Annotated in this window: 29 protein-coding genes; 9 read left to right on the forward strand and 20 right to left on the reverse strand. The window is 60.4% G+C overall.

Annotated elements, in window-relative coordinates; translation table 11 throughout:
- The first annotated feature begins 51 nt into the window (after positions 1 to 51).
- Positions 52 to 1,050: a bile acid:sodium symporter family protein gene (locus tag GTQ41_RS11720; RefSeq protein WP_047294821.1), complete on the forward strand. Its 999-nt coding sequence runs from the start codon at positions 52 to 54 to the stop codon at positions 1,048 to 1,050.
- A gap of 97 nt (positions 1,051 to 1,147) precedes the next feature.
- Here GTQ41_RS11720 and GTQ41_RS11725 read toward each other — a convergent pair whose 3' ends face one another.
- Together GTQ41_RS11725 and GTQ41_RS11730 are read right to left on the reverse strand one after the other, a co-directional pair.
- Positions 1,148 to 1,342 carry a PLD nuclease N-terminal domain-containing protein gene (locus GTQ41_RS11725; RefSeq protein WP_027613057.1) on the reverse strand — a complete coding sequence of 65 codons (195 nt, stop codon included), beginning with the start codon at positions 1,340 to 1,342 and terminating at the stop codon, positions 1,148 to 1,150.
- Between the two features lie 54 nt (positions 1,343 to 1,396).
- Complete coding sequence (locus GTQ41_RS11730) at positions 1,397 to 2,011, reverse strand: response regulator transcription factor (RefSeq protein WP_047293839.1); 615 nt, start codon at positions 2,009 to 2,011, stop codon at positions 1,397 to 1,399.
- 114 nt (positions 2,012 to 2,125) lie between these two features.
- Between GTQ41_RS11730 and GTQ41_RS11735 the strand changes: the two genes are divergently transcribed.
- Entirely contained in the window at positions 2,126 to 3,751 is a 1,626-nt protein-coding gene (locus GTQ41_RS11735; RefSeq protein WP_047293841.1) for a hybrid sensor histidine kinase/response regulator, read from the forward strand.
- Position 3,752: 1 nt separating this feature from the next.
- Here GTQ41_RS11735 and yecR read toward each other — a convergent pair whose 3' ends face one another.
- The 5 genes from yecR to GTQ41_RS11760 form a co-directional block, all read right to left on the reverse strand.
- Complete coding sequence (gene yecR / locus GTQ41_RS11740) at positions 3,753 to 4,061, reverse strand: YecR family lipoprotein (protein WP_047293843.1); 309 nt, start codon at positions 4,059 to 4,061, stop codon at positions 3,753 to 3,755.
- A 31-nt stretch (positions 4,062 to 4,092) separates the two neighbouring features.
- The gene (locus GTQ41_RS11745) at positions 4,093 to 4,407 is read right to left on the reverse strand and encodes a hypothetical protein (RefSeq protein ID WP_047293845.1); all 315 of its coding nucleotides are present in this window, start codon (positions 4,405 to 4,407) and stop codon (positions 4,093 to 4,095) included.
- Between the two features lie 186 nt (positions 4,408 to 4,593).
- Complete coding sequence (locus tag GTQ41_RS28625; RefSeq protein ID WP_254369345.1) at positions 4,594 to 5,319, reverse strand: hypothetical protein; 726 nt, start codon at positions 5,317 to 5,319, stop codon at positions 4,594 to 4,596.
- Positions 5,320 to 5,851: 532 nt separating this feature from the next.
- Positions 5,852 to 7,024, reverse strand: a complete 1,173-nt coding sequence (locus GTQ41_RS11755; protein ID WP_041062583.1) for a cystathionine gamma-synthase — start codon at positions 7,022 to 7,024, stop codon at positions 5,852 to 5,854.
- Complete coding sequence (locus GTQ41_RS11760) at positions 7,021 to 8,397, reverse strand: pyridoxal-phosphate dependent enzyme (protein ID WP_047293850.1); 1,377 nt, start codon at positions 8,395 to 8,397, stop codon at positions 7,021 to 7,023. Before GTQ41_RS11760 ends, GTQ41_RS11755 begins: the two co-directional genes overlap by 4 nt.
- Before the next feature lie 392 nt (positions 8,398 to 8,789).
- Here GTQ41_RS11760 and metE point away from each other — a divergent pair, with 392 nt between their 5' ends.
- On the forward strand, positions 8,790 to 11,078 hold the full coding sequence (gene metE / locus GTQ41_RS11765) for a 5-methyltetrahydropteroyltriglutamate--homocysteine S-methyltransferase (RefSeq protein WP_047294655.1): 2,289 nt from the start codon (positions 8,790 to 8,792) through the stop codon (positions 11,076 to 11,078).
- A 114-nt stretch (positions 11,079 to 11,192) separates the two neighbouring features.
- On the opposite strand, the gene GTQ41_RS11770 is transcribed toward metE, so the two are convergent.
- The gene (locus GTQ41_RS11770) at positions 11,193 to 12,128 is read right to left on the reverse strand and encodes a Ppx/GppA family phosphatase (protein ID WP_047293852.1); all 936 of its coding nucleotides are present in this window, start codon (positions 12,126 to 12,128) and stop codon (positions 11,193 to 11,195) included.
- A 420-nt stretch (positions 12,129 to 12,548) separates the two neighbouring features.
- On the opposite strand from GTQ41_RS11770, the gene GTQ41_RS11775 reads away from it, so the two are divergent.
- Both GTQ41_RS11775 and map read left to right on the forward strand, forming a co-directional pair.
- Positions 12,549 to 12,776: a ParD-like family protein gene (locus GTQ41_RS11775; protein WP_047293854.1), complete on the forward strand. Its 228-nt coding sequence runs from the start codon at positions 12,549 to 12,551 to the stop codon at positions 12,774 to 12,776.
- Positions 12,773 to 13,564 carry a type I methionyl aminopeptidase gene (map, locus tag GTQ41_RS11780; RefSeq protein ID WP_047293856.1) on the forward strand — a complete coding sequence of 264 codons (792 nt, stop codon included), beginning with the start codon at positions 12,773 to 12,775 and terminating at the stop codon, positions 13,562 to 13,564. Before GTQ41_RS11775 ends, map begins: the two co-directional genes overlap by 4 nt.
- A gap of 112 nt (positions 13,565 to 13,676) precedes the next feature.
- Here map and GTQ41_RS11785 read toward each other — a convergent pair whose 3' ends face one another.
- The 5 genes from GTQ41_RS11785 to ribBA form a co-directional block, all read right to left on the reverse strand.
- The gene (locus GTQ41_RS11785; RefSeq protein WP_047293858.1) at positions 13,677 to 14,831 is read right to left on the reverse strand and encodes an ABC transporter ATP-binding protein; all 1,155 of its coding nucleotides are present in this window, start codon (positions 14,829 to 14,831) and stop codon (positions 13,677 to 13,679) included.
- 17 nt (positions 14,832 to 14,848) lie between these two features.
- On the reverse strand, positions 14,849 to 15,658 hold the full coding sequence (locus GTQ41_RS11790; RefSeq protein ID WP_025111627.1) for an ABC transporter permease: 810 nt from the start codon (positions 15,656 to 15,658) through the stop codon (positions 14,849 to 14,851).
- A 6-nt stretch (positions 15,659 to 15,664) separates the two neighbouring features.
- On the reverse strand, positions 15,665 to 16,579 hold the full coding sequence (locus GTQ41_RS11795; RefSeq protein WP_047293860.1) for an ABC transporter permease: 915 nt from the start codon (positions 16,577 to 16,579) through the stop codon (positions 15,665 to 15,667).
- A complete protein-coding gene (locus GTQ41_RS11800) occupies positions 16,576 to 17,601 on the reverse strand; it encodes an ABC transporter substrate-binding protein (protein ID WP_047293862.1) in 1,026 nt (341 codons plus the stop codon). The genes GTQ41_RS11795 and GTQ41_RS11800 overlap by 4 nt, the downstream gene beginning before the upstream one ends.
- 327 nt (positions 17,602 to 17,928) lie before the next feature.
- Positions 17,929 to 19,038 carry a bifunctional 3,4-dihydroxy-2-butanone-4-phosphate synthase/GTP cyclohydrolase II gene (gene ribBA / locus GTQ41_RS11805; protein ID WP_047293863.1) on the reverse strand — a complete coding sequence of 370 codons (1,110 nt, stop codon included), beginning with the start codon at positions 19,036 to 19,038 and terminating at the stop codon, positions 17,929 to 17,931.
- Between the two features lie 69 nt (positions 19,039 to 19,107).
- Here ribBA and GTQ41_RS11810 point away from each other — a divergent pair, with 69 nt between their 5' ends.
- The gene (locus tag GTQ41_RS11810) at positions 19,108 to 19,401 is read left to right on the forward strand and encodes a DUF1330 domain-containing protein (protein WP_047293866.1); all 294 of its coding nucleotides are present in this window, start codon (positions 19,108 to 19,110) and stop codon (positions 19,399 to 19,401) included.
- Between the two features lie 94 nt (positions 19,402 to 19,495).
- Here GTQ41_RS11810 and GTQ41_RS11815 read toward each other — a convergent pair whose 3' ends face one another.
- Entirely contained in the window at positions 19,496 to 19,762 is a 267-nt protein-coding gene (locus GTQ41_RS11815) for a hypothetical protein (protein ID WP_047293867.1), read from the reverse strand.
- A gap of 523 nt (positions 19,763 to 20,285) precedes the next feature.
- Between GTQ41_RS11815 and GTQ41_RS11820 the strand changes: the two genes are divergently transcribed.
- The 3 genes from GTQ41_RS11820 to GTQ41_RS11830 are packed head-to-tail and all read left to right on the forward strand — an operon-like array spanning position 20,286 to position 21,941.
- A complete protein-coding gene (locus GTQ41_RS11820; protein ID WP_080963269.1) occupies positions 20,286 to 20,792 on the forward strand; it encodes a PAAR domain-containing protein in 507 nt (168 codons plus the stop codon).
- Positions 20,792 to 21,490, forward strand: a complete 699-nt coding sequence (locus tag GTQ41_RS11825) for a hypothetical protein (RefSeq protein WP_052912742.1) — start codon at positions 20,792 to 20,794, stop codon at positions 21,488 to 21,490. Before GTQ41_RS11820 ends, GTQ41_RS11825 begins: the two co-directional genes overlap by 1 nt.
- Positions 21,465 to 21,941: a hypothetical protein gene (locus GTQ41_RS11830; protein ID WP_047293872.1), complete on the forward strand. Its 477-nt coding sequence runs from the start codon at positions 21,465 to 21,467 to the stop codon at positions 21,939 to 21,941. The genes GTQ41_RS11825 and GTQ41_RS11830 overlap by 26 nt, the downstream gene beginning before the upstream one ends.
- A gap of 57 nt (positions 21,942 to 21,998) precedes the next feature.
- Here the strand turns inward: GTQ41_RS11830 and GTQ41_RS11835 are convergent, their stop codons facing one another.
- The 6 genes from GTQ41_RS11835 to GTQ41_RS11860 all read right to left on the reverse strand — a co-directional run bounded on the left by GTQ41_RS11835 (position 21,999) and on the right by GTQ41_RS11860 (position 26,780).
- Positions 21,999 to 22,562: an NUDIX hydrolase gene (locus GTQ41_RS11835; RefSeq protein ID WP_047293875.1), complete on the reverse strand. Its 564-nt coding sequence runs from the start codon at positions 22,560 to 22,562 to the stop codon at positions 21,999 to 22,001.
- A gap of 1 nt (position 22,563) precedes the next feature.
- On the reverse strand, positions 22,564 to 23,316 hold the full coding sequence (locus GTQ41_RS11840) for a GntR family transcriptional regulator (RefSeq protein WP_007968636.1): 753 nt from the start codon (positions 23,314 to 23,316) through the stop codon (positions 22,564 to 22,566).
- Between the two features lie 58 nt (positions 23,317 to 23,374).
- On the reverse strand, positions 23,375 to 23,764 hold the full coding sequence (locus tag GTQ41_RS11845) for a carboxymuconolactone decarboxylase family protein (RefSeq protein ID WP_047293876.1): 390 nt from the start codon (positions 23,762 to 23,764) through the stop codon (positions 23,375 to 23,377).
- Between the two features lie 206 nt (positions 23,765 to 23,970).
- Positions 23,971 to 24,456 (reverse strand): flavin reductase family protein, encoded by a 486-nt coding sequence (locus GTQ41_RS11850; RefSeq protein WP_041062538.1) that lies wholly within the window; start codon positions 24,454 to 24,456, stop codon positions 23,971 to 23,973.
- Positions 24,457 to 24,468: 12 nt separating this feature from the next.
- Positions 24,469 to 25,950: an aldehyde dehydrogenase gene (locus GTQ41_RS11855; protein WP_047293879.1), complete on the reverse strand. Its 1,482-nt coding sequence runs from the start codon at positions 25,948 to 25,950 to the stop codon at positions 24,469 to 24,471.
- The gene (locus GTQ41_RS11860) at positions 25,947 to 26,780 is read right to left on the reverse strand and encodes an alpha/beta fold hydrolase (RefSeq protein ID WP_047293881.1); all 834 of its coding nucleotides are present in this window, start codon (positions 26,778 to 26,780) and stop codon (positions 25,947 to 25,949) included. Before GTQ41_RS11860 ends, GTQ41_RS11855 begins: the two co-directional genes overlap by 4 nt.
- Positions 26,781 to 26,797 lie beyond the last annotated feature (17 nt).

The following is a 26,797-nucleotide window of genomic DNA, read 5'->3' on the forward strand; positions in this document are numbered from 1 at the left end:
CTCACGTTAGAGTCGCAGTCACGTACTGGCAACCCCCGGATGAACAGACTCATGACCCGACCAAGATTCCTGCCCGACAACTTCACCCTGACCCTGATCGGCGTCGTGCTGCTGGCCAGTTTTCTGCCGGCCAGCGGTCAGGTGGCGGTCGGGTTCGGCTGGCTGACCAACATAGCCATCGCGCTGCTGTTTTTCCTGCATGGCGCCAAGCTCTCGCGTGAGTCGATCATCGCCGGCGCCGGCCACTGGCGCCTGCACCTGTTGGTGTTTGGGCTGACCTTTGTGCTGTTCCCGATCCTCGGCCTGGCGCTGAAACCGCTGCTGTCACCGCTGATCGGCGACAAGCTGTACATGGGCATGCTCTACCTTTGCGCGCTACCGGCCACCGTGCAGTCGGCGATTGCTTTCACCTCGCTGGCCCGGGGCAATATTCCGGCGGCGATCTGCAGTGCGGCGGCATCGAGCCTGTTCGGGATCTTCCTCACGCCGTTGCTGGTGGCGCTGCTGCTGAACGTGCACGGTGACGGCGGTTCGACCGTCGATGCGATTCTGAAGATCAGCGTGCAACTGCTGCTGCCGTTCATTGCCGGGCAGATCGCTCGGCGCTGGATCGGCGCGTGGGTCGGGCGCAACAAGCACTGGCTGAAGTTTGTCGATCAGGGTTCGATTCTGCTGGTGGTGTACGGCGCGTTCAGCGAGGCGGTCAATGAAGGTATCTGGCATCAGATTCCGCTGGTCGATCTTTTAGGGCTGGTGGTGGTTTGCTGCATCTTGCTGGCGCTGGTGTTGTTGGCGTCGACCTTGCTGGGCAGGGCGTTCGGTTTCAGCCAGGAAGACCGCATCACCATTTTGTTCTGCGGTTCGAAGAAGAGTCTGGCCACTGGCGTGCCGATGGCGCAGGTGTTGTTTGCCGGCGGCACGATTGGCGTGTTGATCCTGCCGCTGATGCTGTTCCATCAGATTCAATTGATGGTCTGCGCAGTGCTGGCGCAGCGCTATGCCAAGCGTCCGGAATCGCTGCCGGAGTTGATGGCACAAGTTGATCCGTAAACGCTGCATTCCCTGTAGGAGCTGCCGCAGGCTGCGATCTTTTGATCTTGAAAGTCAAAAGATCGCAGCCTGCGGCAGCTCCTACAGGGGGATTTTCTCAATCCTGCGTAACGTGTTTCGGGCCGGCCAGTGCCCAGGCAATCAGGCCAAACAACGGCACGAACACGATGGCGATAATCCATACGCCTTTATTGCTGCCTTTGCCTGCGCTCTTGCGCACCCTGTTGATCGCCCACAATTCAACGATCACAAGAACGACGGCGAGTACGATCCAGACGGGTTCAATTTGCATGGGTTACCTCCTGATGGTCTTTCAGTTAGGTGAGCCCAAGCGCGCAGGGTTCATTTAAATTGCGCCGTTGCCTCCCGAATACTTCACCGCAGCGGCTGCCCGCGACGGCACATTGAGCGTGCGCAACAACGACGACACATGGATGCGCACGGTGAACGGCGAGATATCCAGCTCCCGGGCGATTTCCTTGTTGGTCTTGCCTTGGGCGATCAGCCGCAACACATCCTGCTGACGCGGGGTGAGGGCGGTGCCGGTCTCCAGCGGCAGCAGCCCGGAAGGCGCGAACCTGACCAGCACTTCGCCTTCACGGATCGCCAGAATCGCCTGGCCGATTTCATCCGGGGCGATGTTCTTGCCGATGAAACCGTCGATGCCGGCCGCCATTACTTCGCCGATCAACGTCTCGTCGTCGACCATCGACACCACGATCAATGTGGTGCGTGGCAGTTTTCGGCGCAGCTCGGCGAGTTGGCTGATGCAGGTCAGGCCGGGGAAGCGCAGGTCGAGAATCAGCGTGTCCGGCTCGGTGCCGGCGGGCAGCAAGGCCAGCACGGCGTCGAGATCGCCGGCCTCCTCGATAGACGCTTCGGGCAGCAGGCGCTGCACGGTGCGCCGCATGGCCTCGCGAAACAACGGGTGATCGTCGGCTATGATGATGCGGCATGTCATGGCGTGACCCTCCCTGGATCAGGCGTGGTTTACGGCATGCACCTTAGCACCGCAGACGCGGATTGCCTGCTGGCCGGTGCTGAAACTGACGACTGTCGCACAAGGACGTTGCCCATGAAGTTCGAGAAAAACACCGAGCTGGATCAGGCCAATCTGCGCATCATCATCGCCAGCATTGCCATGGTTTACATTGGCGTGCTCGGCGTGTTGCCGGGTCAGCGCTTCGCTACCTATCTGCCGGTGGTGGTCTACATCGCGCTGTTTCTGCTGGCGTCGATTGCCTTGCGTCAGGCCATTGCGCGCTGGCCGGGGCATTATCCGGCGCGGCGGATTTTCGGCATGGTCCACGATTACACCGGCACCTGTTTCGGCCTGGTGCTCGGCGGTGAAGCGGCGTTGCCGCTGTACGCGGTGATCATCTGGGTCAACCTCGGTAATGGCATGCGCTATGGCTCGCGCTATCTTGCGATCGCCACGGGGTTGGCGCTGCTGGCGTTGCTGGCGGTTTATCGGTTGACGCCGGTTTGGCAGGCGCAACCGTACATGGTGCTGATGTTGATGCTCACCAGCACGGTGATTCCGTTCTACGCACACTTGCTGCTGGAACGCACGCGCAAGGCCTCTGAAGAAGCCGTCGCAGCCAATCTGGAAAAGTCGCGGTTTCTCGCCCAGGCCAGCCACGATCTGCGCCAGCCGATTCACTCCATCGGTCTGTTCACGGCGTGCCTGCGTGAATCGCGGCTGGGCGAGCAGGAGCGGCAACTGGTCGACAACATCGACCGTTCGCTGCTCAACGTCTCGCAGTTGTTCCGTTCGATTCTTGACCTCTACACCCTCGACAACGGGCGCGTCCTGCCCAGGTTGCAGGTGTTCAATCTGGGCGAGTGGCTGGCCGATCTGGTCCGCCAGAACGCCGAAGCCGCGCGCTGGGCCGGTGTGGAATTGCGCCTGCGTCCATGCAAATACTGGGTACAGAGCGATCCGGCGTTGCTCGCGACCATGGTGCAGAACGTGCTTTCCAACTGTTTCAAGTACGGCGCGCAACGCCCGGTGCTGATCGGCGTGCGCAAACGCGGTGTCGGGCTGGCCATCGTGATTTATGACCGCGGCAACGGCATTGCCGAGGAGCATCTGCCGAAAGTGTTTGAAGAGTTTTATCGGGTGCGTCAGGTACGTGACAAGGACGTGGAAGGCGTCGGCCTCGGTTTGTCGATCGTCAAGCGTCTGGGGCAGTTGATCGGCGTCGATGTGGCGTTGCGCTCGCAGCTTGGGCGCGGCACGGCGGTCACGCTGTATGGCTTGCCGGTGGCCGTGGCGCCGCAATTGCCGGCCATGCGTGACGATGTGCGGCAGGCCGGTCTGTTGACCGGGCTGAAGGTGTGTCTGGTGGAGGATGATCGCAACGTGTTGCTGGCGACGTCGGCGCTGCTTGAGCGCTGGGGCTGCGTGGTGCAAGGCGAGTTGAGCGGGCAGGGGCTGGTCACCGATTGCGACATCATCGTCGCCGATTACGATCTGGGTACGCATTCCACGGGCATCGAGTGCATCGACGAGGTGCGGCGTCAGCGTGGTTTTGCGGTGCCGGCGATGATCATCACCGGGCATGACATCGAGAAAATACAGGCGGCCTTGCACGACCGCCAAATTGCCATCCTGTCCAAACCGGTACGCCCGGCCGAGCTGCGCGCGACCTTGCGGGCCCTGCGCGACCGGCAAACCGAGCCGGCCGAGCAGGTCTGACTCAACGCTTGCAGAGGTAGTCCTGAGTGATGGTGGTTTGCAGGCAGTTGTACTGGCCCATGGTGCGGCAGATGTTTTTCTCCGAACCGGTCACTTCGGCATTTTTGTAGCCCCAGGTTTTGCAGCGTTCCGAGGCGACGGTCAGACCTTGCGCGGCGCTGGTCTGCCCGCTTTCAAACTGACCCAGTTCATAGGAGACCTGAACCACGCCGTCGTTCTTGCTGCCGCCGGTGGCTTCCCACTGTTTGGGCGTGGCGCAGCCGGTCAGGGCGAGTGCGGCGAGGGTGAGAGTAGCGATCAGGGTTTTCATGATGAACGTCGTCCTTTACCGGAGAAATCAATTACTGAACGGGGATCGGTGAGGCGCCTTTGGGCAGGCAAGACAACGGCGGAGTCATGATGCCCATGCTCGCCACCGCGATAATCGCGCCGCTGGGCAACTCGCAGTTGTACTCGCCGGCCGAGGTATACGCGGTGTAGTAGGTGAGGGTGCTGTCGCTGCGGATGTTGTCGATTTTCGACACCGGTTTGCCGATGACGGTCTGGGCCCGTTCTTTCATGCTGGCTTCGCTGGGTTTGGCAGTCTGGCAACCGCTGGCGCCCAGCATCAGGGCGCCGACAATGGCTACTTTGCACAGATTGGAATGCAGTTTCATGGTGCTTCTTCCTTGGTGTTGTTCTGATGTCCAGGCACAACGATCCCGCGCACTGCACAGTGGCAATGTTGGGGAACGTCGGGGGTTGCGAGGGAATATAGCGCCGGGTGGCGGGGTGGTCGATTAGCACAAATGTGCTAGTGCCGCGGTTGGAAGAGGCGACCCGAACGGGTCGCCCCGCGTTGATTACTGAGGGGCGTTGAACTGGTCGGAATAGCTGCCGGTCATCAGCGCCGAAGCGACGCGATCAGAACCGACACCGACGCGTGAGTAGGCATACCGATTGGCGCCGACCTTGTCGGTGCCGTCGGAGGCCAGTGCACCAGCACCGACGTGGTCGGAACCATCGGAAGCCACTGCGCCAGCCCCGACATGATCAGAGCCATCGGAGGCTACCGCGCCAGCCCCGACATGATCAGAGCCATCGGAGGCGACTGCGCCAGCCCCGACATGATCAGAGCCATCCGAGGCGACTGCACCGGCGCCGACGTGGTCGGAACCATCGGAGGCGACTGCACCGGCGCCGACATGGTCGGAACCATCGGACGCCACTGCGCCAGCCCCGACATGATCAGAGCCATCGGAGGCGACTGCACCGGCGCCGACATGGTCGGAACCATCGGAAGCCACTGCGCCAGCCCCGACATGATCAGAGCCATCCGAGGCGACTGCACCGGCGCCGACGTGGTCGGAACCATCGGACGCCACTGCGCCAGCCCCGACATGATCAGAGCCATCGGAGGCTACCGCGCCAGCCCCGACATGATCAGAGCCATCCGAGGCGACTGCGCCGGCTCCCACATGATCCGAACCATCAGAGGCCATCGCCTGCGGCTGCGCAGCCCAAACCGTTGGCAACATCACGGTCGCCGCGACCGCAAGAATGGCGCCTGATAAAAGCGTGTGTTTCATGATTTTCTCCACGACCCATCAGCCACACAGCATTCCGTTGGCCCGGGGTTGACCAGATTGGCGATTGGCACGGGCGCACGGTAACGCGCACGGGTGTCGACGTATTGCATGAAACTGCGAAAGCGAGCTGAAAAGTATAGATCGTCAAACACGGGCCATGGCTGGCTGGGGGAGCAAGTGATAGTCGGTTAACTTCCTTGCAGACGGGGGCTTGAAGGAAATCAGTCTAAAAACACCTGACCATCACTCGGTGGCATTTGCTAGCCTCAAAGGTGTAGGCGAAGACGCAGACTGATGCGCAAGCGGATAGCAAGGGGACGTGGGGCGCGTTCCGAAGGGTACACGGTTAGAAAGATCTCCGCGCTGAGATCCAGCCCTTATGCCGTGTGAGGCAGCAAAGTGCCGTTCTTTTTCCATGGTTGCTTTTGTACTGTGAGAGGCCCGATAAACCTTGTAAGCCAGAGACCAGCACTGGCCGCCTGCTCGAATAACCAAAGCCCGCATCACTGCGGGCTTTGTCGTTGTTGCAGGATCAGATTTTCGTCAGCGCATACGCCAGGTCGGCGCGCAGGTCTTCGAGGTCTTCGACGCCCACCGACAGACGCACCAGGCCATCGCCGATGCCCAGTTTGGCGCGGGTTTCGGCGGGAATGGTCGCGTGAGTCATGATCGCCGGGTGCTCGATCAGGCTTTCCACGCCGCCGAGGCTTTCGGCCAAGGCAAAGATCTTCACGTTTTCCAGAAAGCGCCGTGCGCCCTCCAGATCACTGTTCAGATCCACCGAGATCATCCCGCCAAAACCATGCATCTGCCGTTTGGCCAACTCATGTTGCGGGTGCGACGGCAGGCCTGGGTAGTAAACGCGTTTGACCTGCGGCTGCTGCTCCAGCCACTTGGCCAGTTCCAGCGCGTTGCTGCAATGACGTTCCATGCGCAGCGCCAGGGTTTTCACCCCGCGCAGGGTCAGGAACGCGTCGAACGGCCCGGAAATCGCGCCGACCGCGTTCTGCAGGAAGCCGAGTTTGTCCGCCAGTTCGGCATTCTGCCCGACCACCGCGATACCACCGATCACGTCGGAGTGACCGTTCAGGTACTTGGTGGTCGAGTGCAGCACGATGTCGAAACCCAGCTCCAGCGGGCGCTGAATGTACGGGCTGGCGAAGGTGTTGTCGGCAACGCTGATGATTCCGCGTGCGCGGCAGATGCGCGCAATCGCGGCCAGATCCGACAGGCTCAGCAGCGGATTGGTCGGCGACTCGACAATCACCAGGCGGGTGTCGTCCTGCAGCGCCGCTTCGAACGCCGCCAGGTCAGTCAGATCGACATAGCTGAAACGGTGTCCGGCACTGCGCTGGCGCACCTTGTCGAACAGGCGGAACGTGCCGCCGTACAGGTCATTGCCGGAGATGACGTGCGAACCGGCATCGATCAGTTCGAGCACGGTGGAGATCGTCGCCAGCCCGGACGCGAACGCGAAGGCGCGGGTGCCACCTTCCAGATCCGCCACGCAACGCTCCAGGGCAAAACGCGTCGGGTTGTGCGAGCGCCCGTAGTCGAAGCCCTTGTGCACGCCGGGGCTGTCTTGCAGGTACGTCGAGTTGGCGTAGATCGGCGGCATCAGCGCACCGGTGGTCGGGTCAGGCGTTTGCCCGGCGTGGATCACCCGGGTCGCGAAGCCTTGGGATTTATCGTCGTGCTGACTCATGCGAGGGATCTCCGTAATTGGTTGAGCATGTCGGTGCGGGTAATCAGACCGTGGAAGCCCGAAGCGTCGGCAATGATCGCCACGAGGCCACGACTGAGCACCGCTTCCAGCTCGGTGAGATGGGCGCCAGGTGCGAGGGTTTGCAGTTTGTCGGTCATCACGCTGGACACCGATTGACTGAAGCGCGCGGCGTCTTCGTGCACCGCGAGCAAGATGTCGGATTCGTCGATCACGCCGACCAGTTGTTTGCCTTCAACCAGCACCGGCAGTTGTGAGACATCCGCCAGACGCATGCGCTGGAACGCGGTCAGCAGGGTGTCGTCGGGGCCGACGCTGATCACGCGGCCGTCTTCGAAACGCCGGGCGATCAGATCGCGCAGGTCGCCATAGCGTTTGCGCTGCAACAGGCCCTGATCGGTCATCCACTGGTCGTTGTAGACCTTCGACAGATAGCGCGTGCCGGTGTCGCAGACGAAGCTGACCACGCGTTTGGGCTCGGTCTGTTCGCGGCAATAACGCAGCGCGGCGGCGAGCAGGGTGCCGGTGGACGAACCCCCGAGAATGCCTTCGGCCTTGAGCAACTGACGGGCATGATCGAAGCTTTCTTCGTCGCTGATCGAGTAGGCGTGGCGCACGCTGCTGAGGTCGGTGATCGACGGAATGAAGTCTTCGCCGATGCCTTCCACCGCCCACGAACCGGGCGTCGGCATCGTGCCGTCGCGGCTGTATTGCGCCATCACCGAACCCACCGGATCGGCGAGGATCATTTGCAGATCCGGCTGTACCCGTTTGAAGAAACGGCTCAGCCCGGTCAGGGTGCCGGCAGACCCGACGCCGACCACGATCGCGTCCAGATCATGCTCGGTCTGCGCCCAGATTTCCGGCGCGGTGCTGCACTCGTGTGCCAGCGGGTTGGCGGGGTTGTTGAACTGGTCGGCGAAGAACGCGCCGGGAATGTCTTTCGCCAGGCGGGCGGCGACGTCCTGATAATACTCGGGGTGGCCCTTGCCGACGTCCGAGCGGGTGATGTGCACTTCGGCGCCCATGGCTTTCAAGTGCAGGACTTTCTCGGTGGACATCTTGTCCGGCACCACCAGCACCACGCGGTAGCCCTTGGCCCGGCCGACCAGCGCCAGACCGAGGCCGGTATTGCCGGCGGTGGCCTCGACGATGGTGCCACCCGGTTGCAGGCGCCCGTCGCGTTCAGCGGCGTCGATCATCGCCAGACCGATGCGGTCCTTGATCGAGCCGCCGGGGTTTTGTGATTCCAGTTTGAGAAACAGTGTGCAGAGGCCGGTATCGAAGCGGGTAACTTGTACCAGCGGCGTATTGCCGATCAGCCCAAGTACGGCAGGGCGTGAATCCTTTGACATTTCTTCACCTCTTGTAGTGGTGTTGATCGCGTTCCATTCGCGGGGAAAAGCTCGCGTGCAACATAGGCGCAGACATGATCTGTCGCAACCATTAGTCAGCCGCAGATACAGCCATTTCGATCTAACCATAGAACAGAATCAAAGCCTGCAACGGCGCGGTTTCAGAGGGTTTACATCAAGGCGTCATTGAGTATTCAAAGGGCGTCGTGACCGCGCTCGATTGCTTGATTCGCGCAGGAATATCCTGCAGGGCAAAACATGTTTTCAGCGGGCAAACAGCTGGCATTCGATCATGAGGGAAACTTGTGATCATCAAGATTAAAATGAGTTTGTCTCACCAGTGCCTGATCCCGACAATGGCCGCCATCAACAAGACATTGGAGTTGTTTGTCATGGCACTGGCCCATTCCCTCGGATTTCCGCGCATCGGTCGCGACCGCGAACTGAAGAAAGCGCAAGAGGCGTTCTGGAAAGGAGAACTGAACGAGGCCGGCCTGCGTGAAGTGGGTCGTGAACTACGCAAGGCCCATTGGGACTTGCAGAAAAACAGCGGCATCGAGCTGCTGCCGGTGGGCGATTTCGCCTGGTACGACCAGGTGCTGACTCACTCGCTGATGTTCGGGGTGATCCCCGAGCGTTTCCGTCCGCACGACGGCAAAGCCACCCTGCAAACCCTGTTCGGCATGGCCCGTGGTGTCAGCGACAGCTGCTGCGGCGGTGCGCACGCTCAGGAAATGACCAAGTGGTTCGATACCAACTACCACTATCTGGTCCCGGAATTCAGTGTCGATCAACAGTTCCAGCTCGGCTGGGAACAGTTGTTCGAAGAAGTCGAAGAGGCACGTGCCCTCGGCCATAACGTCAAACCGGTGATTATCGGCCCACTGACTTATCTATGGCTGGGCAAGGCCAAAGGCGCCGAGTTCGACAAGCTTGAATTGCTTGATCGTTTGCTGCCGCTGTACGGGCAGATCTTCGCGCGCCTCGCCGCCCTCGGTGTGGAATGGGTGCAAATCGACGAGCCGATTCTGGTGCTCGACCTGCCGCAGGAGTGGAAGAACGCTTTCGAGCGTGCGTACAACCAGATCCAGCGCGATCCGCTGAAGAAACTGCTCGCCACTTACTTCGGTGGTCTGGAAGAGAACCTCGGTCTGGCCGCCAACCTGCCGGTTGACGGTCTGCACATCGATCTGGTGCGCGCAGCGGAACAGTACCCGACCATCCTCGATCGCCTGCCGGCCTACAAAGTGTTGTCGCTGGGCCTGGTCAACGGTCGCAACGTCTGGCGCTGCGATCTGGAACATGCGCTGGCGACTTTGCAGCATGCGCATGAGCGATTGGGTGATCGGCTGTGGGTCGCGCCGTCCTGTTCGCTGTTGCACAGTCCGGTGGACCTGAGTCGCGAAGACCAGCTCGATGCCGAGCTGAAAAGCTGGCTGGCGTTTGCCGTGCAGAAGTGTGAAGAAGTCGCCGTGCTGGCGCAGGCCGTCAACGAGCCTGAGTCACCAAAGGTGCTCCGCGCCTTGACCCAAAGCCGCTCGGTACAGACCAGCCGCGCCGCCTCGCCACGTATTCACAAACCGGCGGTGCAGGCCCGTGTGGCGGCCATTACCGCGCAGGACAGCCAGCGCCAGTCGCCGTTTACCCAGCGCATCGCCAAGCAGCGCGCCGGCCTCGATCTGCCGCTGTTCCCGACCACCACCATCGGTTCATTTCCGCAGACCGCCTCGATTCGTCTGGCGCGTCAGTCGTTCAAGCAAGGCAAGCTCAGCGAAGCCGAATACACCGAAGCCATGTACAGCGAAATTCGTCACGCCGTGGAAATCCAGGAGCAACTGGGGCTCGATGTGCTGGTGCACGGAGAAGCCGAGCGCAATGACATGGTCGAGTACTTCGCCGAGCAACTGGACGGCTATGTATTCACCCGTTTTGGCTGGGTGCAGAGCTACGGTTCACGTTGCGTGAAGCCGGCAGTGATCTTCGGTGATCTGAGCCGTCCGCAAGCCATGACCGTGGACTGGATCCGCTACGCCCAGGGCCTGACCGGCAAGGTCATGAAAGGCATGCTGACCGGCCCGGTGACCATGCTGATGTGGTCGTTCCCCCGCGAGGACGTGTCCCGTGAAGTGCAGGCGCGGCAACTGGCGCTGGCGATCCGTGACGAAGTGGTGGATCTGGAAGCTGCCGGAATCAAGATCGTGCAGATCGACGAGGCCGCCTTCCGCGAAGGTCTGCCGCTACGCCGCGCGCAATGGCAGCACTATCTGGACTGGGCCACCGACGTGTTCCGCCTGTGCGCCTCGGGTGTGCGTGACGAAACCCAGATTCACACGCACATGTGTTACAGCGAATTCAACGATGTGATCGAGTCCATCGCGGCGATGGATGCCGACGTGATCACCATCGAAACCTCGCGCTCGGACATGGAATTGCTCGATGCCTTCGAAGCCTTCGCCTATCCGAACGAGATCGGCCCGGGTGTCTACGACATCCACTCGCCACGCGTTCCCGATGCTTCGGAGATGGCCAGTTTGCTGCGCAAGGCAGCGCAGCGGATTCCGGCCGAGCGGTTGTGGGTCAACCCGGATTGCGGCTTGAAAACCCGTGGCTGGCCGGAGACTGAGGCGGCACTGGTGCACATGGTTGCCGCTGCCCGTCAGCTACGCAAAGAACTGGCCTGAGCAAACCCTGTGGGAGCGAGCTTGCTCGCGAAAGCGGAGTGTCAGCTGAATAATTCTCGACTGACACTCCGCCTTCGCGGGCAAGCCCGCTCCCACACTGGAGTGTGTAGGGTATCAGTGCCGGCTCATCAAACCATGCAGCACACCCAGGCGCAGCCCCGGTTCCGACGGCGCCATCTGCGAAATCCCGAATGCCTTGAACGCCGCCAGCATCAATACCAATCCGCCGGGCAAAATGCTCTGGCGATGCGGCTGCAAACCTGCCAGCTTCAATTGCTGAACGTTCTTCACCTTCAGCAGCAACAGCGACAAACGCAACAACCCGCCATAGGTAATGCCATCCTGGCCGAAGTCGTTCAAGCGATTGGCCTTCAGCACTTTCGCCAGCATCCGCGCCGTGCCGGACGAGCCAATGGTCTGCTGCCAACCCTGCGCGCGGTAGCGGCGGGCGACTTTCTCGAAGTGCAGGATCGCCACGCGTTCGGCTTCCTGCAGCGCACCGGGCGCGATGCGCCCGTCAGGGAAATAGCGGGCGCCCAGGGTGCCGCTGCCGATGGCGATGCTTTCGGTGAGCAGCGGTTGTGTGCCCTGGCCGAGAATCAGCTCGGTGGAACCACCGCCGATATCGACCACCAAGCGCATGTCTTCAGCGCCCGGCAGGGAATGGGCGACGCCGGCATAGACCAGTTGCGCCTCTTCATGGCCGGAAATGACATCGATGCGAAACCCCAGATGACGTTCGGCACTGTGCAGAAACAGCTGCGCATTGTCGGCCTCGCGCACTGCGCTGGTCGCCACTGCGCGAACCTTGCCGGCCTCGAACCCGCGCAGTTTCTTGCCGAACCGCGCCAGCGCCTGCCAGCCCCGGTCCAGCGCCATTTCGTCCAGAGCACCACCGTCAAAACCTTCGGCCAGTCGCACCGGTTCACGCAGGGTTTTGACTTCCTGGATCATCAAGCCTTTTCGACTGCGAACCGACTGGCCGATCATCAGGCGAAACGCATTCGAACCCAGGTCGATGGCGGCAAACAGCGAGGCGTCTTCTTTCATGGGAATCCCTGCAAAGCATCCGTCGAAGGCTCAAGACGGTTTGCGAGGATTCTGCGATGCGCTTGATGACATCCTGATGACGGGGCAGGGGCGGTTCAGTGAATTGTTGGCTGTCATGACCCTGTCATTATCCGGCGTCTATCCTGAGCCCAATACATCGCGTGTTCTTAAAGTTTTTGCTGCCTCTTAGGGCAGCTTTTTTTGCCTGAAATTCCACACGCTTCCCCCAAAAACCAACACAAAATCCCTGTAGGAGCTGCCGCAGGCTGCGATCTTTTGACTTTGTTTTTGAAGATCAAAAGATCGCAGCCTGCGGCAGCTCCTGCACGTTTATGTCAGCAGGTTTGCGGAGTGTATTTGCAATTTTCCATGAGGCTTGGCTAATATACGATCCATATACACTTCGTATTGGATTTGGATATGGGCATCGTAAAGATTTCGGAAGACATGCACGAGAACCTGCGCATCTCCAGCAATGCACTCAGCCGCTCGATCAACGCGCAGGCCGAGCACTGGATGCGCATCGGCATGCTTGCCGAACTGCACCCCAACCTCGACCACAGCGCCATTTGCCGCTTGCTGATCCGCGCCGAACAGAACGGCGGGCTGGATCTGCACCGACTGACTCAGGAAGCCGTCAGCGCATGAGAAACCAGATCAAGATCAACAGCCCCGCCGAAATCGCTCAGTCACGCGCTGCCGGCAAGCTGGCCGCCGAGGTGCTGGCGATGCTGGTACCGCATGTCAAGGCGGGGGTGACCACCGATGAGCTGGATCGGTTGTGCAACGATTACATCGTCAACGTGCAGAAAGCCATTCCGGCCAACGTCGGTTACCACGGTTTCCCGAAAACCGTCTGCGCCTCGGTCAACGACGTGGTGTGCCACGGCATTCCGTCCGGCACGCCGTTGAAAGACGGCGACATCGTCAACCTCGACATCGCGGTGATCAAGGACGGCTGGTTCGGCGACACCAGCCGCATGTACGTGGTTGGCGAGGCGACGCCAGAAGCGCAGCACCTGATCAAGACCACCTACGACGCGATGTGCGCCGGCATCCGCAGGGTGCGTCCGGGCGCGACGCTGGGCGACATCGGCCATGCGATCCAGAGTCTGGCGGAGAAAGAAGGCTTCAGCGTGGTGCGCGAGTATTGCGGGCATGGCATTGGCAAGGTTTACCACGATGAACCGCAGATCCTGCATTACGGCTTCCCCAATCAGGGCATGAAGCTCAAGGCGGGGATGATCTTCACTGTGGAACCGATGCTCAACGCCGGCAAGCGCCATGTGAAGAACATGCCGGACGGCTGGACCGTGCTGACCAAGGATGGCTCGTTGTCGGCGCAGTGGGAGCATATGGTGGCGGTGACGGAGACAGGCTTCGAAATCCTCACGGCGTGGCCGGACGAAATTGAAGGGTTCACTCCGATCAACTGAATAGCACCGTTGAAATACAATCTCATGTAGGAGCTGCCGCAGGCTGCGATCTTTTGATTTTACTTTTCAAAGATCAAAAGATCGCAGCCTGCGGCAGCTCCTACACGGATTGTCAGTGAGATCCGGCGGCTTTATTGAGGTCGCTTTCAGCCCATTCGGTGTAGACACAGGCATCCGCCGTCGCCCAGCGTACCCGCACCGGATCGCCAGCCTTGAGCGGCATGCCGGCGGCGGACAACGCTTTTACCGTCATCGAAGTACCGCCTGCGGTGAGCACGCTGCACGTCTGGCTCTCACCAAGAAACAACACCTCCACCACCTGCGCCGACACCTCGTTCCAACCCGCTGCCAGCGGTTCTGCGCTCGCCTGCTGCACGCTCAGCGCCACTGCCTTTTCCGGCCGCACCATCAGCAGCACATCCTGATCGGTGTGCAAGCCGGCGGTCAGGCGAATCGACAACGACTGCCCCTCAAAACCCGCCGCCGCATTGCCTTGAGCCTTGAGCTTGAGGAAGTTCGAGTTGCCGAGGAACGACGCGACAAACGCGTTCGGCGGATTCTGGTACAGGTCATAACCGCTGCCCAGGCCGACAATCTTGCCGTGACTGAATATCGCGATGCGCTGCGACAAACGCATCGCTTCTTCCTGATCGTGGGTCACGTAGACGATGGTGATGCCCAGGCGCCGATGCAACTGGCGCAGTTCATCCTGCAAGTCTTCACGCAGTTTTTTATCCAGCGCTCCAAGGGGTTCGTCCATCAACAGAATGCGTGGCTCGTAGACCAGCGCGCGGGCGATGGCGACGCGTTGTTGCTGGCCGCCGGACAATTGCGAAGGGCGGCGATGGGCGAACTGTTCCAGTTGCACCAGTTTCAACATCGCGTCGACGCGCTTGTCACGTTCGGCGGCGGCGAGTTTGCGGATTGCCAGCGGAAAGGCGATGTTGTCGCGCACCGACAAATGCGGGAACAGCGAATAGCGCTGGAACACCATGCCGATGTCGCGCTTGTGCGGCGGCACATTGACCAGCGACTGACCGTTGACCAGGATCTCGCCGCTGCTCGGCGTTTCGAACCCGGCGAGCATCGACAGCGTGGTGCTTTTGCCCGAGCCACTGGAGCCGAGGAAGGTCAGGAACTCGCCGTCCCTGATGTCCAGCGAGATGTTGTCGACGGCGGCAAAGTCGCCGTAGTGCTTGTTCAGATTACGCAGGCTGACCAGAGGTTTGTCGTTCTGCTGGGAGGCGTCTTTGATCACGGCACTCATGTCGTACTCCTGGGCGCTCAGGCGCTGATTTCGTTGCGCCGGCGCAGCGCGGCGGCGATGACCATGACCAAAACCGACAAGCCGATCAGCAGCGTCGAAGCGACGGCGATCACCGGGGTCAGGTCCTGGCGCAGGGTGGTCCACATTTTCACGGGAAGGGTTTGCAGGGTCGGGCTGGCCATCATCACGCTCAGCACCACTTCGTCCCACGATACGAGGAAGGCGAAGAGGGCGCCGGCAACCATGCCCGGGCGAATCGCCGGGAACGTCACCTTGAACACCGCTTGCAGGCGTGAGGCACCGCAGATCACCGCCGCGTCTTCAATCGACTGATCGAACAGCTTCAGCGAGTTGATGATCGAGATGATGGTGAACGGCAGCGCGACGATCACATGGCTGACCACGAAGGCGAACATCGTCCCTGTGTAACCGAGCTTGAGAAACAGCGCGTACACCGCCACGGCGATGATCACCAGCGGCACGATCATCGGAAGGGTGAACAGGCCGTAGAGCATTTCCCGACCGGGAAAACGCCCGCGCACCAAAGCGAACGCCGTCGGCAGGCCGAGGGCCACGGCGCAGATCGTGGTCAGCACCGCGACCTTGAGGCTGGCCGCCGCGGCGTTCATCCAGTCAGCGTTGGAGAAGAACTGGCCGTACCATTTCAACGTCCAGCCCGGCGGCGGGAACACCAGCCACTGCGACGAACCGAACGACAGCAGGACGATGAACACGATCGGCAACAGCAGAAACAGGCCGATCAAACCGGTGGTGGCGTAGAGTCCGAAACGCATGCGGCGGCTCATGGCATTGGGAGTCAGGAGCATCTCGGCTTACCTCGCGTTGCTGGCGCCAACCGGGGATTCCGGCTGAAGCTTCAGGTAGAAGTAGAACAGCACCAGCGTGATCGCGATCAGCAACGCGGCGCCGGCACTGGCCAGGCCCCAGTTGAGGAACGATTGCACCTGCTGAATGATGAACTCCGGCAGCATCATGTTCTGCGCCCCGCCGAGCAGCGCCGGGGTAACGTAGTAACCGAGCGACATCACGAACACCATCAACCCGCCGGACGCCAGCCCCGGCCGGCACAGCGGCAGGAACACCCGGAAGAAGTTGGTCCACGGACTGGCGCCACAGATCGAGCCGGCCTGCAGGATCATCGGGTCGATGGCCTGCATGGTCGCCTGCAACGGCAGGACGATGAACGGGATCATGATGTAGCTCATGCCGATCACCACGCCGGTCAGGTTGTGCACCATTTCCAGCGGCTGATCGATGATGCCCAGCGCCATCAGCGCCTTGTTGATCACCCCCGAGGCTTGCAGCAGCACCAGCCACGAATAGGTGCGGGCGAGCAGGCTGGTCCACATCGACAGCAGCACGATGTTGAGGATCCAGCGCCCCCAGCCGCGTGGCACCAGGGTGATCGCCCATGCCAGTGGGAAGCCCAGCAACAGGCTGAAAATCGTCACCAGCCCGGCCACCGAAAAGGTGTTGAGCAGCACCCGCGCATACGCCGAGTTGGCGAACAGTTGTTCATAGTTGCCGAGGCCCGGCACCGGTTCCAGCACGCCGCGCAACAGCAGGCCAATCAACGGCGCGAGAAAGAACAAACCGAGGAACAGCAGGGCCGGGATGAGATTGCCGGCACCTTTCCAGCGTTGTCTGAAGGTGGGGGACGAGCCGGCAGCGCCAGTGGCGCTCCCGGTCACCGTTGCGGGGCGGGGCGCAGTGGCCGCCATTTTCATTTGACCAGCCATTCGTTCCACCGTGTCGCGATGGCTTGACCGTTCTTGGCCCAGTACGCGAAATCAAGCGTGATTTGATCCTTGGCGTAGGCCGTCGGCAGATTCGGGGCCAGCACCGAGTCCAGGCGCGCCACGCTGTCGACGTTGACCGGGGCGTAGGCGGTCAGGTTGGAGAAGTCCGCCTGGCCTTTGGCACTGCTGGCGTTGGCCAGAAACTTCATCGCCGCGTCCTTGTTTTTCGAGCCTTTTGGAATCACCAGAATGTCGGCCATGACCAGGTTCTGTTTCCAGCTCACACCGACCGGTGCGCCGTCTTCCTGCAGAGCGTGAATCCGGCCGTTCCAGAACTGACCCATGCTCGCTTCACCGGAGGCCAGCAGTTGCTGCGACTGCGCGCCGCCGCCCCACCAGACGATGTCTTTCTTGATGGTGTCGAGTTTCTTGAAGGCGCGATCCAGATCCAGCGGGTAGAGCTTGTCAGCCGCTACGCCGTCGGCCAGCAGCGCCAGCTCGAGCACGCCGGGGCTTGGCCATTTGTACAGGGCGCGTTTGCCGGGGTAGGTCTTGGTGTCGAACAGGGCGCTCCAGTCTTGCGGCTTGGCAGCGCCGAGCTTGCCCTCGTTGTAGCCGAGGACGAAGGAGAAGAAGAACGAGCCGACGCCGTAGTCGCTGACGAAACGCGGGTCGATCTTGTCGCGCTGGATGACGTTGAAGTCGAGGGGTTCGAGCAGGCCTTCGGCAGCGGCGCGCAGGGCAAAGTCAGCTTCGACATCGACCACGTCCCATTGCACGTTGCCGCTCTCGACCATGGCCTTGAGTTTGCCGTAGTCGGTCGGGCCGTCCTGCACAACGGTGATGCCGCTGGCCTTGCTGAACGGATCGGCCCAGGCCTGTTTCTGCGCATCCTGGGTGCTTCCGCCCCAGCTGACAAAGTTCACACTCTCGGCGGCCATTGCAGCCTGGCCAGTCACGCTCAGCAGTCCCGCAAAAAGGATTGCGGTTGCAGCTTTGTTCAACACCATTTTTACGCCCTCATTGTTGTGTTTTTGAGCGGGCTTGCGTTGTTGCCCGCCTGTCGGGAGCAGTAGCCGGACGGTTTTTCAGGTCGTTCGGTCTATGGAATATCATATTATGGTATTCCAAACTTTGTGCAAGCACTTTGCCTTACCGGTTATCTGGCGAAGCTGTTTTTTGACCGCTGAAGGATTTTCTATAGATGAAATTGTGGCGAGGGAGCTTGTTCCCGCCGGGTTGCGAAGCGACCCTCGCTTCTCTGAAAAGCTGGGGCCTGCTGCGCAGTCCAGCGGGAGCAAGCTCCCTCGCCACAGGAAATCACCTGTGTCTGGGCGTTATTCGGTGAACGGAATGCTCTCCACCACCTCCAGGTCATACCCGGTCAGCCCCGCATACTTCAGCGGCGGCCCAAGATGGCGCAGTTTGCCGACGCCGAGGTTCTGCAGAATCTGCGCCCCGGTGCCGACCTCCGAATAAATCCGCGATTGCGAGCGACTGAACTGCCGTGGCGGCTGGGTCAATTGCGGCACGCGCTCGAGCAGCGCCTGCGACGATTCATGATTGGCCAACACCACCACGACCCCATGACCTTCGGCCGCGACCCGTTGCAGCGCCGCCCACAGCGTCCAGTTGCTCGGCCCGCTGTACTCAGCACCGACCAGATCACGCAGCGGATCAATCACATGCACACGCACCAACGTCGGTTCCTCGCGACGCAGATCGCCCATGACCATCGCCATGTGTACGCCGCCCTCAATGCGGTCTTCGAAGGTGATCAGGCGGAAGGTGCCATGCACCGTCGGCAGCTCACGCTCACCGATGCGCTCGATGGTGTGCTCGGTGCTCAGGCGATAGTGGATCAGATCGGCGATAGTGCCGATCTTGATCCCGTGCTTGCGCGCGAACACTTCCAGGTCCGGACGCCGGGCCATGGTGCCGTCGTCGTTCATCACCTCGACGATCACCGAGGCCGGGGTGAAACCGGCGAGGCGCGCCAGATCGCAACCGGCCTCGGTGTGGCCGGCGCGGGTCAGCACGCCGCCTTCCTTGGCGCGCAGCGGGAAGATGTGCCCAGGCTGCACCAGGTCTTCAGCGCGGGCGTCTGTGGCCACAGCGGCCGCGACCGTGCGCGCGCGATCGGCCGCAGAAATGCCAGTGGTGACGCCGACCGCCGCTTCAATCGACACGGTAAACGCGGTGCTGAATACGCTGCCATTGCTCGGGACCATCTGCTCCAGGCCCAGGCGTTGGCAATGCTCGTCGGTCAACGTCAGGCAGATCAATCCGCGCGCTTCACGGGCCATGAAGCTGATCGCCTCGGGCGTGCAACAATCGGCGGCCAGCAGCAGGTCGCCTTCGTTTTCCCGATCTTCGTCATCGACCAGCAGGACCATTTTGCCGAGGCGATAATCTTCAAGGATTTCTTCGATGCTGTTGAAGGCCATGCTGGACTCTCAGGGTTTGTTGGGAATAATATTGGTATACCATAATACAAAATCAACAATGAGGTCACTATGAAGGCGTACTGGATTGCCCACGTGGATGTCGACGATGCCGAGCACTACAGCCAATACACCCAGCGCGCGCCGAAAGCGTTCGCCAAGTTCGGCGCGAAATTCTTGGCCAGGGGCGGGCGCAGCGAAGCGATGGAAGGCCGGACGACGCCCCAGCGCAGCGTGGTGATCGAATTCGACAACTACGAACAGGCGGTGGCGTGCTACCGCTCGGCGGCGTATCAGGAGGCGAGAAGCTACCGCGAGGAGTGGGCGAGGGCGGAGATCATTATTGTGGAAGGGATGGCGCCGTAAGCGCTTGTTTACGAGTCCAGCTGCGATCTTTTGATGCTCTTTTTCGTGATCAGAAGATCGCAGCTATCAGCGGTTAAGGACTGTGATTCTTTGCTCAGCCTTGTGCTTGAATCTTCCGCCCTAATACGTCCATTACATCACAGCCATCACGAAGCAAAATCGCTGCTGCGTGGGCGAGTTGCTGCACATCGACACCCTTGGCAGCTGAGATATCCAGGCTGGCGAGGCTTTCCATCATCTGTGTAGCTGCCAAAAACCTGCTCGCCGCGCTGCTGTGCAAAATGTCCAGCGGTGCCTGTGTTGAGACCAGGAGCACTGGAATGCTGTCTTCGTTGTGGGTCATAGAAATGTGGGTATTCATACGCCAGCACCTGCCTGAAGATTACATGTGAAGGTTCTTCTCAGCGCTATCGACATATTGTCGACTAGGAATTGTCTGAGTCGATCGCGGCGAGTGTAGGGGATGATTTCTATGGTCGATTCCGTCATGGGTGTAGCTCCGTAAGATCCAGTAGAGCTGCCACAAAAACGCCGTCAAACGAAATTGGGTGGCAACTGTGCGTGGGTTGACGGACCGGCTCTCACGGACACCGGCGCATCCGAAGATGCCCCGCGCACAGTCGCCATTAAGAATGCATCGGACACAGGAGTGCTCGAGCAGAGAAGGCTATGCACGTCGTGAGAAGATTACGGGCCGTCAAACCCGATCACGAATGAGTCGTGACAGGCGCGAGGATAGGGAGTGGGACTAGGGTCGTCAACCAGAGTCGCGCCGGAAAACGCTGCGTGTCCTGTAAGCCGGTTCCGTTTCGTATTTTGCTCGTTCAGGAGGGATCAAGGATCGGTTACTATCCAGCCATTGTGATGTTCAAAGGAGAGAAACGATGGCAGGAAAGCCAGTAGCGCGACTTGGAGATCCAGGAAGTCACGGCGGAAATATCACCACTGGATCGAGCCCAATTTTCGTTAACTCGATGCCTGTAGCTTTGGTAGGAGACACCTATTCCTGCCCTGTTCACGGCAGTAATCCCATAACGTCCGGTGCTCCTCACGTGTTCGGGCTGGGAAAAGATGTAGCACACGTCGGCTCGCAGACAGCATGCGGAGCGACGATCACTGCCGGATCTCCCGATACCTTCGTGGGTGAATCCGGTGGAGGGGCGCCCACTAGCTTTTTCTCGCAGTTCCTGAAAGAAAAGACGTTTGTCGAGTTTCAGTTGCTGAACGATAGAGATGAGCCTGTCGCCAACGAGGCGTACGAACTGACACTCCCCGATGGAACGTTGATGACAGGCGTCCTTGACGAAAACGGCTTCGTGCATGTCGCAAACATTCCTAGGGGAAGTTGCAGTATAAAATTCCCGAAACTTGAAGATACGGAACATCTTTAATGGTTCAGCCTACTAAAACTACCAGCACAACACAGGCCGCAAAAAGTACAGGCGCATCGGGGAAAACTACGAAAACCAACCAAGTCGTCGTGTCGGGTGCATATATGGAGATACTTGTGGGTGGCCCTTACACCCGTGACAAGGAAGAGCATCCTTTCGGGCATGCTGCTTTACATGTAGTGGTTGGTTCTAAAGACATCACCTATGACTTTGGGCGCTATGGAAAAACCTGGGGGACGTTTGATAGCGAAGGGGAGGGAGTGCTGAACGTTTGGACATCCTTCAAAGCGTACATCTCGGGTGAGAACAGCTTGGGGCGCACAACAACTGGCTTTGTTTATTTTTTGGATAGTGCAACCGCTGAGGCCGTTATCGCTCACTTCGACGGTATTGTCGCCCAGAAAAAGGAGCTGAGAAGAAAGACAGCAACGTCTGCGCGCTATGTATTGCCGTCCAACTATCATCCAACCACCAATAACTGCACGACTGTAACGATTGCAGGAGCCAAAATTTCGGGTAAGCCAATCGTGCAGAATCCGTCTAAATATAGCGAAATGCGTGGATTGTCATTCCTGGAAAGGCAAGCTGCGCGCACGCAGACTAAACCTCAGGACGGGATTTTCATGCCTGCGGATTTACAAGCCATGCTCGAAGGAAATACTGAGGCGCACTATGATAAAAAGAATGTTTACAAATAGGCAGATTGGCTTTTGGCTGACGGCGGCTTTATTTGTAAATGCAGTCTTTATGGCTTTTCTTATTTTTGGCGATACTGCAAAGGAACACACTATGAAGATGATTAAAACCAAAGAACCCCTGCTGATCGAAGGGCAAGGTGGCGATGACAATTACTATGTCCTGCCGATGGGGACAACGCTATATCACGATAAAAGCTTTCCAGAAGGGCACGATCGTTATGTTGTGTATCTGAATCACAAAGGTGCCATTGCCCACGAAGAGGTCCCAATGAAGCCTGAATATGGCGGTTCATTTATCGATCCTCTTTGGCTGGCCAATATTGATGCCGATACCTTGAAAGACATTTTCAAGCGTTTCCCGCTCTCCAAAAAAGATATCTCCGCTGCTCTCAAAGCCAATGAAATCACCAAAGATGATCTGGCGGATATCATTCGTGCGATGCCGGACTGAGCACCTATCTACCGAGGAATCGGGCCGGGCTCTGTATCTCTTGCAAGTGACGGCTGATCAACGCATGAAATGAATCTTGCCGCTGTCGTCATTGCCCATGTACATGCCATAGACCCCGGCCTGACGCTCCTCGATATAGCGCTCGAGGATCTGCCGGATCGCCGGGTAGTAGATCTGCTCCCACGGAATGTCTTCAGGGGCAAAGAACTTGTAGTCGAGCGTCTCGGGCCCGAACTGGCCGGTGATCTCCAGCGCGATCGCGCGGAAGATGATGTACACCTCGCTGATCTTCGGCACGCTGAAGATCGAATACGGCGAGACGATTTCCGCACGTACGCCGCTTTCTTCCCAGACTTCGCGCAGGGCGGCCTGCTCGGTGGTTTCGCCGCTTTCCATGAAGCCGGCCGGCAGCGTCCAGGTGCCGGGGCGCGGCGGGATCGCCCGTTGGCACAACAGGTATTTGCCGTCCTGCTCGATGATGCAGCCGGCGATGATTTTCGGGTTCACATAGTGGATGTAGCCGCAGCCGCGGCACATCAGGCGCTCGTGCGTATCGCCCGGCGGCACCTGCTGACCGAGGTCAGGGCCACCGCATTTCGGGCAAAAGCTCGGGCTGAACATGTCAGTGACCTATGCGTGGTTCTTTCAGCGCGATCGGCAGGGTGATGTTCGGCGTGGCGCCGGTCTCTTCCTGTTTGCGCTTGAGGTAATCGAGGGCCACGGCGGCTGCCGCACGCACGTGGTCGACGCAGGCCTGATGCGCCGCCAGCGGATCGCCGCTCTTGATCGCCTCGACCATTTTTTCCATTTCGTGGTTACTCGCGCCGCGCCGGTTTTCCTGCGATACGGAGGTTGCGCGCAGGTAGCTGATGCGCGCCTGCAACTGGCGCAACTGCGTGGCCGCAACATGGTTGCCCGAGCCTTCGAGCAGCACGTCGTAGAAGCCCTGCACCGAGTCGATCACCTGTTGCAGTTCGCCGTCCTTGAGCGCCTTGCGGTTCTCGTCGAGGGCTTTTTCCAGGGCCTTGATGTCCTTGGCCTTGGCACGCAGGGTGAACAGCTGGACGATCAGGCCTTCGAGCACGCAGCGCAGTTCATAGATGTCGACTGCATCGGCGAGGGTGATGATCGCTACGCGCGGGCCTTTGGCATCGGCGAATTCGACCAGGCCTTCTGACTCCAGGTGACGCAAGGCTTCGCGCACCGACGTGCGGCTGACACCGAGGCGATCGCACAGATCGCGCTCAACCAGACGATCGCCGGGCATGAGCTGGAAATTCATGATCGCGCTACGCAGTTTGTCCAGCACGATTTCGCGCAGGGTAACGGGGTTGCGATTGACCTTGAAGCTGTCGTCGAGTGGCTGGCGTTTCATGGGGTCCGCTCTTGATGTTGGCTGTCCATGCCAGACGGGCATCTAAACAGCCGAGGGGTTAACTGGAGGCCTCGGCGTCGGCTTCGGCGAAGGCTTCACGGGCGAGCCGGAAACTGTCCACGGCTGCCGGGACGCCGCAATAAATACCGACCTGAAGCAGAATTTCGCGTATTTGCTCACGACTCAGGCCGTTACGCAAGGCGCCGCGCACATGCAGCTTGAGTTCGTGCGGACGGTTGAGCGCCGAGATCATCGCCAGGTTGATCATGCTGCGCTCCTTGAGCGACAAACCCTCACGGCCCCAGACATGGCCCCAGCAGTATTCGGTGACCATTTCCTGCAGCGGGCGGGTGAAGTCGTCGGCATTCTCGATCGAGCGTTGCACGTAGGCTTCGCCCAGCACCTGGGTGCGGATCTTCAGGCCTTTTTTGTACTTTTCGTTGCTCATCATGCCTCCTCACAACAGAGACCCCCTTTTGGAATGAAACCTGTGGTGAGGGGATTTATCCCCGACGGGGCGCGAAGCGCCCCCAAACCTGCAACTGCGAATTGCCAGACACACCGCGTGCAAGGATCTTACGACTGCTTCGCAGCCGGTCGGGGATAAATCCCCTCACCACAATGGGCAGTTCCACAGTGGGATCTATGTATCCATCAGGCCAGGGTCGGCAACGGCCCGAGCTTGCCCTTGTGATAAATCATCGGCGTCACCGGTTGCTCGGGCAGGATCAGGTTCTTCACCGCGCCGACAATGATCGCGTGATCACCACCGTCGTATTCACGCCACAACTCGCACTCGATGATCGCCGTGGCCTTGGCGAGGATCGGGTTACCCAGTTCGCTCAAGTGCCACTCGATGCCTTTGGCTTTGTCCTTGCCTTTGCCGGCGAAGGCGTAGGCCTCGGCGGTCTGCTCGGCGGACAGCAAATGGATCGCGAATTTCTGGCTGTCGCGCAGCACCGGGTAGGTGTCGGAGGCGTAGTTGGGGCAGAACAGTACCAGCGCCGGGTCAATCGACAGCGCGCTGAAGGCGCTGGCAGTGATGCCGACGATGGCGCCGTCCGGGTCGAGGGTGGTGACCACCGTGACCCCGGACGGAAATGAGCTCATGACGTCTTTGTAAATGCCGGGTTCGATCATGTCGCAGGACTCCTAGCGCATCACAAACGGATCAGGCATCGGTGCCTGAGAGAGGTTGATCCACACCGTTTTCAGTTCGGTGTAGGCCAGCACCGAATCGATGCCGCTTTCGCGTCCATAGCCACTGTTCTTGAAGCCGCCGATCGGCGCCATCGCCGACACCGCACGGTAGGTATTGACCCAGATGATCCCCGAACGCACATCCCGCGCCAGACGATGGGCGCGGCCCAGATCGCGGGTCCAGATGCCGGCGGCAAGGCCGAACTGCGAGTCGTTGGCAATCGCCAGCGCTTCGGCTTCATCTGTGAAGCGAATCACCGAAGCCACCGGGCCGAAGACTTCTTCCTGCATGATCTTCATCGAGTTGCGGTCGCACTCGAACAGCGTCGGCTCGTAGAACCAGCCGTCACCGAGGTCGGCCGGACGCTTGCCGCCGGTGCGCAATCGCGCGCCTTCAGCGATGGCATCCGCCACCAGACCTTCGACCACCGCCAATTGCTGCGCGGTGGCCATCGGGCCCATTTCGCTGTGGTCGTCCTGCGGGTTGCCGATGCGGATGCGACGGGCGCGTTCCACCAGTCGGCTGACGAATTCGTCGTAGATTTCGTCCTGTACCAGCAGGCGCGAACCGGACACGCAGCTCTGGCCCGAAGCCGCGTAGATCCCGGCGATGGCACCGTTGATCGCGCTGTCCAGGTCGGCGTCGGCGAAGATGATGTTCGGCGACTTGCCGCCCAGTTCCAGCGACAGCTTGGCGAAGTTCTCGGCGCTGCTGCGCACCACATGCCGGGCCGTGGCCGCGCCGCCGGTGAAGGCGATCTTGCGGATCAGCGGATGGCGGGTGAGGGCGGCGCCGGTGCTCGGGCCGTAACCGGTGACGACGTTGACCACGCCCGGTGGAATCCCGGCTTCGAGGGCCAGACGCGCCAGCTCAAGGATGGTTGCCGAAGCGTGCTCGGACGGCTTGATCACAATCGTGTTGCCGGCCGCGAGGGCCGGCGCCAGTTTGATCGCGGTCAGGTACAGCGGGCTGTTCCACGGAATGATCGCGGCAACCACACCCATCGCTTCGTGCACGGTGTAGGCAAACAGGTCGGGCTTGTCCAGCGGCAGGGTGCCGCCTTCGAGCTTGTCGGCCAGGCCTGCGGTGTAATGGAAAAACTCCGGCAGGTAACCGACCTGACCACGGGTTTCGCGGATCAGCTTGCCGTTGTCGCGGCTTTCCAGCTGCGCCAGTTGTTCCTTGTTTTCCGCGATCAGGTCACCGAGACGCCGCAGCAGTTTGCCGCGCGCGGTGGCGGTGAGGCCGCGCCAGGCCGGGCTGTCGAAGGCAGTCTGCGCCGCTTGCACGGCGCGTTCGACATCGGCTTCATCGGCGTCAGGCAGTTCGGCCCAGGCTTGCGCGCTGGCCGGGTTGAGGCTTTCGAAAGTCTTGCCGGAGAGGGCGTCGACCCATTCTCCGCCGATGCACATCTGGAAGCGTTGGAGTGTCATGCAACGATCCCCTTTATAGGGTTTTGTCGGGCGTGTGCGTAGTCGAGAAATTGCAGCAGCGTCTGGTTGACCAGGCGCGGCGACTCTACCGGCATCATATGCCGTTGCTCGGGCAGTACCGCAACCTTCGCACCGGGGATGCACCGGGCCAGTTGCTCGGCCATTTCCGGGGTGGAACCGGGGTCCAATTCGCCGGTGGCGATCAGAGTCGGCGCCTGAATACTGCCGAGGTCGTCGGCGCGGTACATGTCCTGAGTGGCGAACAATTCGTAGGTAGTCAGATAACCCTGCGGGTCGTTGCCGGCCAGGGTCTGACGAATGGCCGCAATCTGCGCCGGGTTCGCCGCCTGATATTCGCGGCTGAACCAGCGCGACAGCGCCGCTTCGGCATTGGCGTCCGGCCCGTGTTCGGCGGCCTGCGCGGTGCGGGCGATGACCCCGGCGCGCTGTTCTTCGCTGCGGTTGAACACGCTGTTGAGCACCACCAGGCTTTGCAGACGCTCGGGGTAATGCAGGGCAAACGCCCGCGCCACCAAACCGCCCATGGAGAAACCGATCACCGCTGCCTGGGGTAGATTCAGGTGATCGAGCAGCTCCAGCAACTGATCGGCATAACCGAGCAGGCCGGTGCCGCTGGCCGGGCGCGGGCTGGCGCCGTGGCCGAGCATGTCGTAGGCGATCACCTGGTATTGGGCAGACAGGCCAACGATCTGGCCGCCCCACATTTCTTTGTTCAGGCCCACGCCGTGGATCAAGACCACGGGCTGGCCTTGGCCGGTCGCCAGGTAACTGGTGCCAGCCGGGGTGAGTTCAGCGGTGAGCCGAATCATGGAGCGCTCCTGCAATG

The organism is Pseudomonas sp. AN-B15, assembly GCF_019056475.1.
Lineage (GTDB): Bacteria > Pseudomonadota > Gammaproteobacteria > Pseudomonadales > Pseudomonadaceae > Aquipseudomonas > Aquipseudomonas parakoreensis.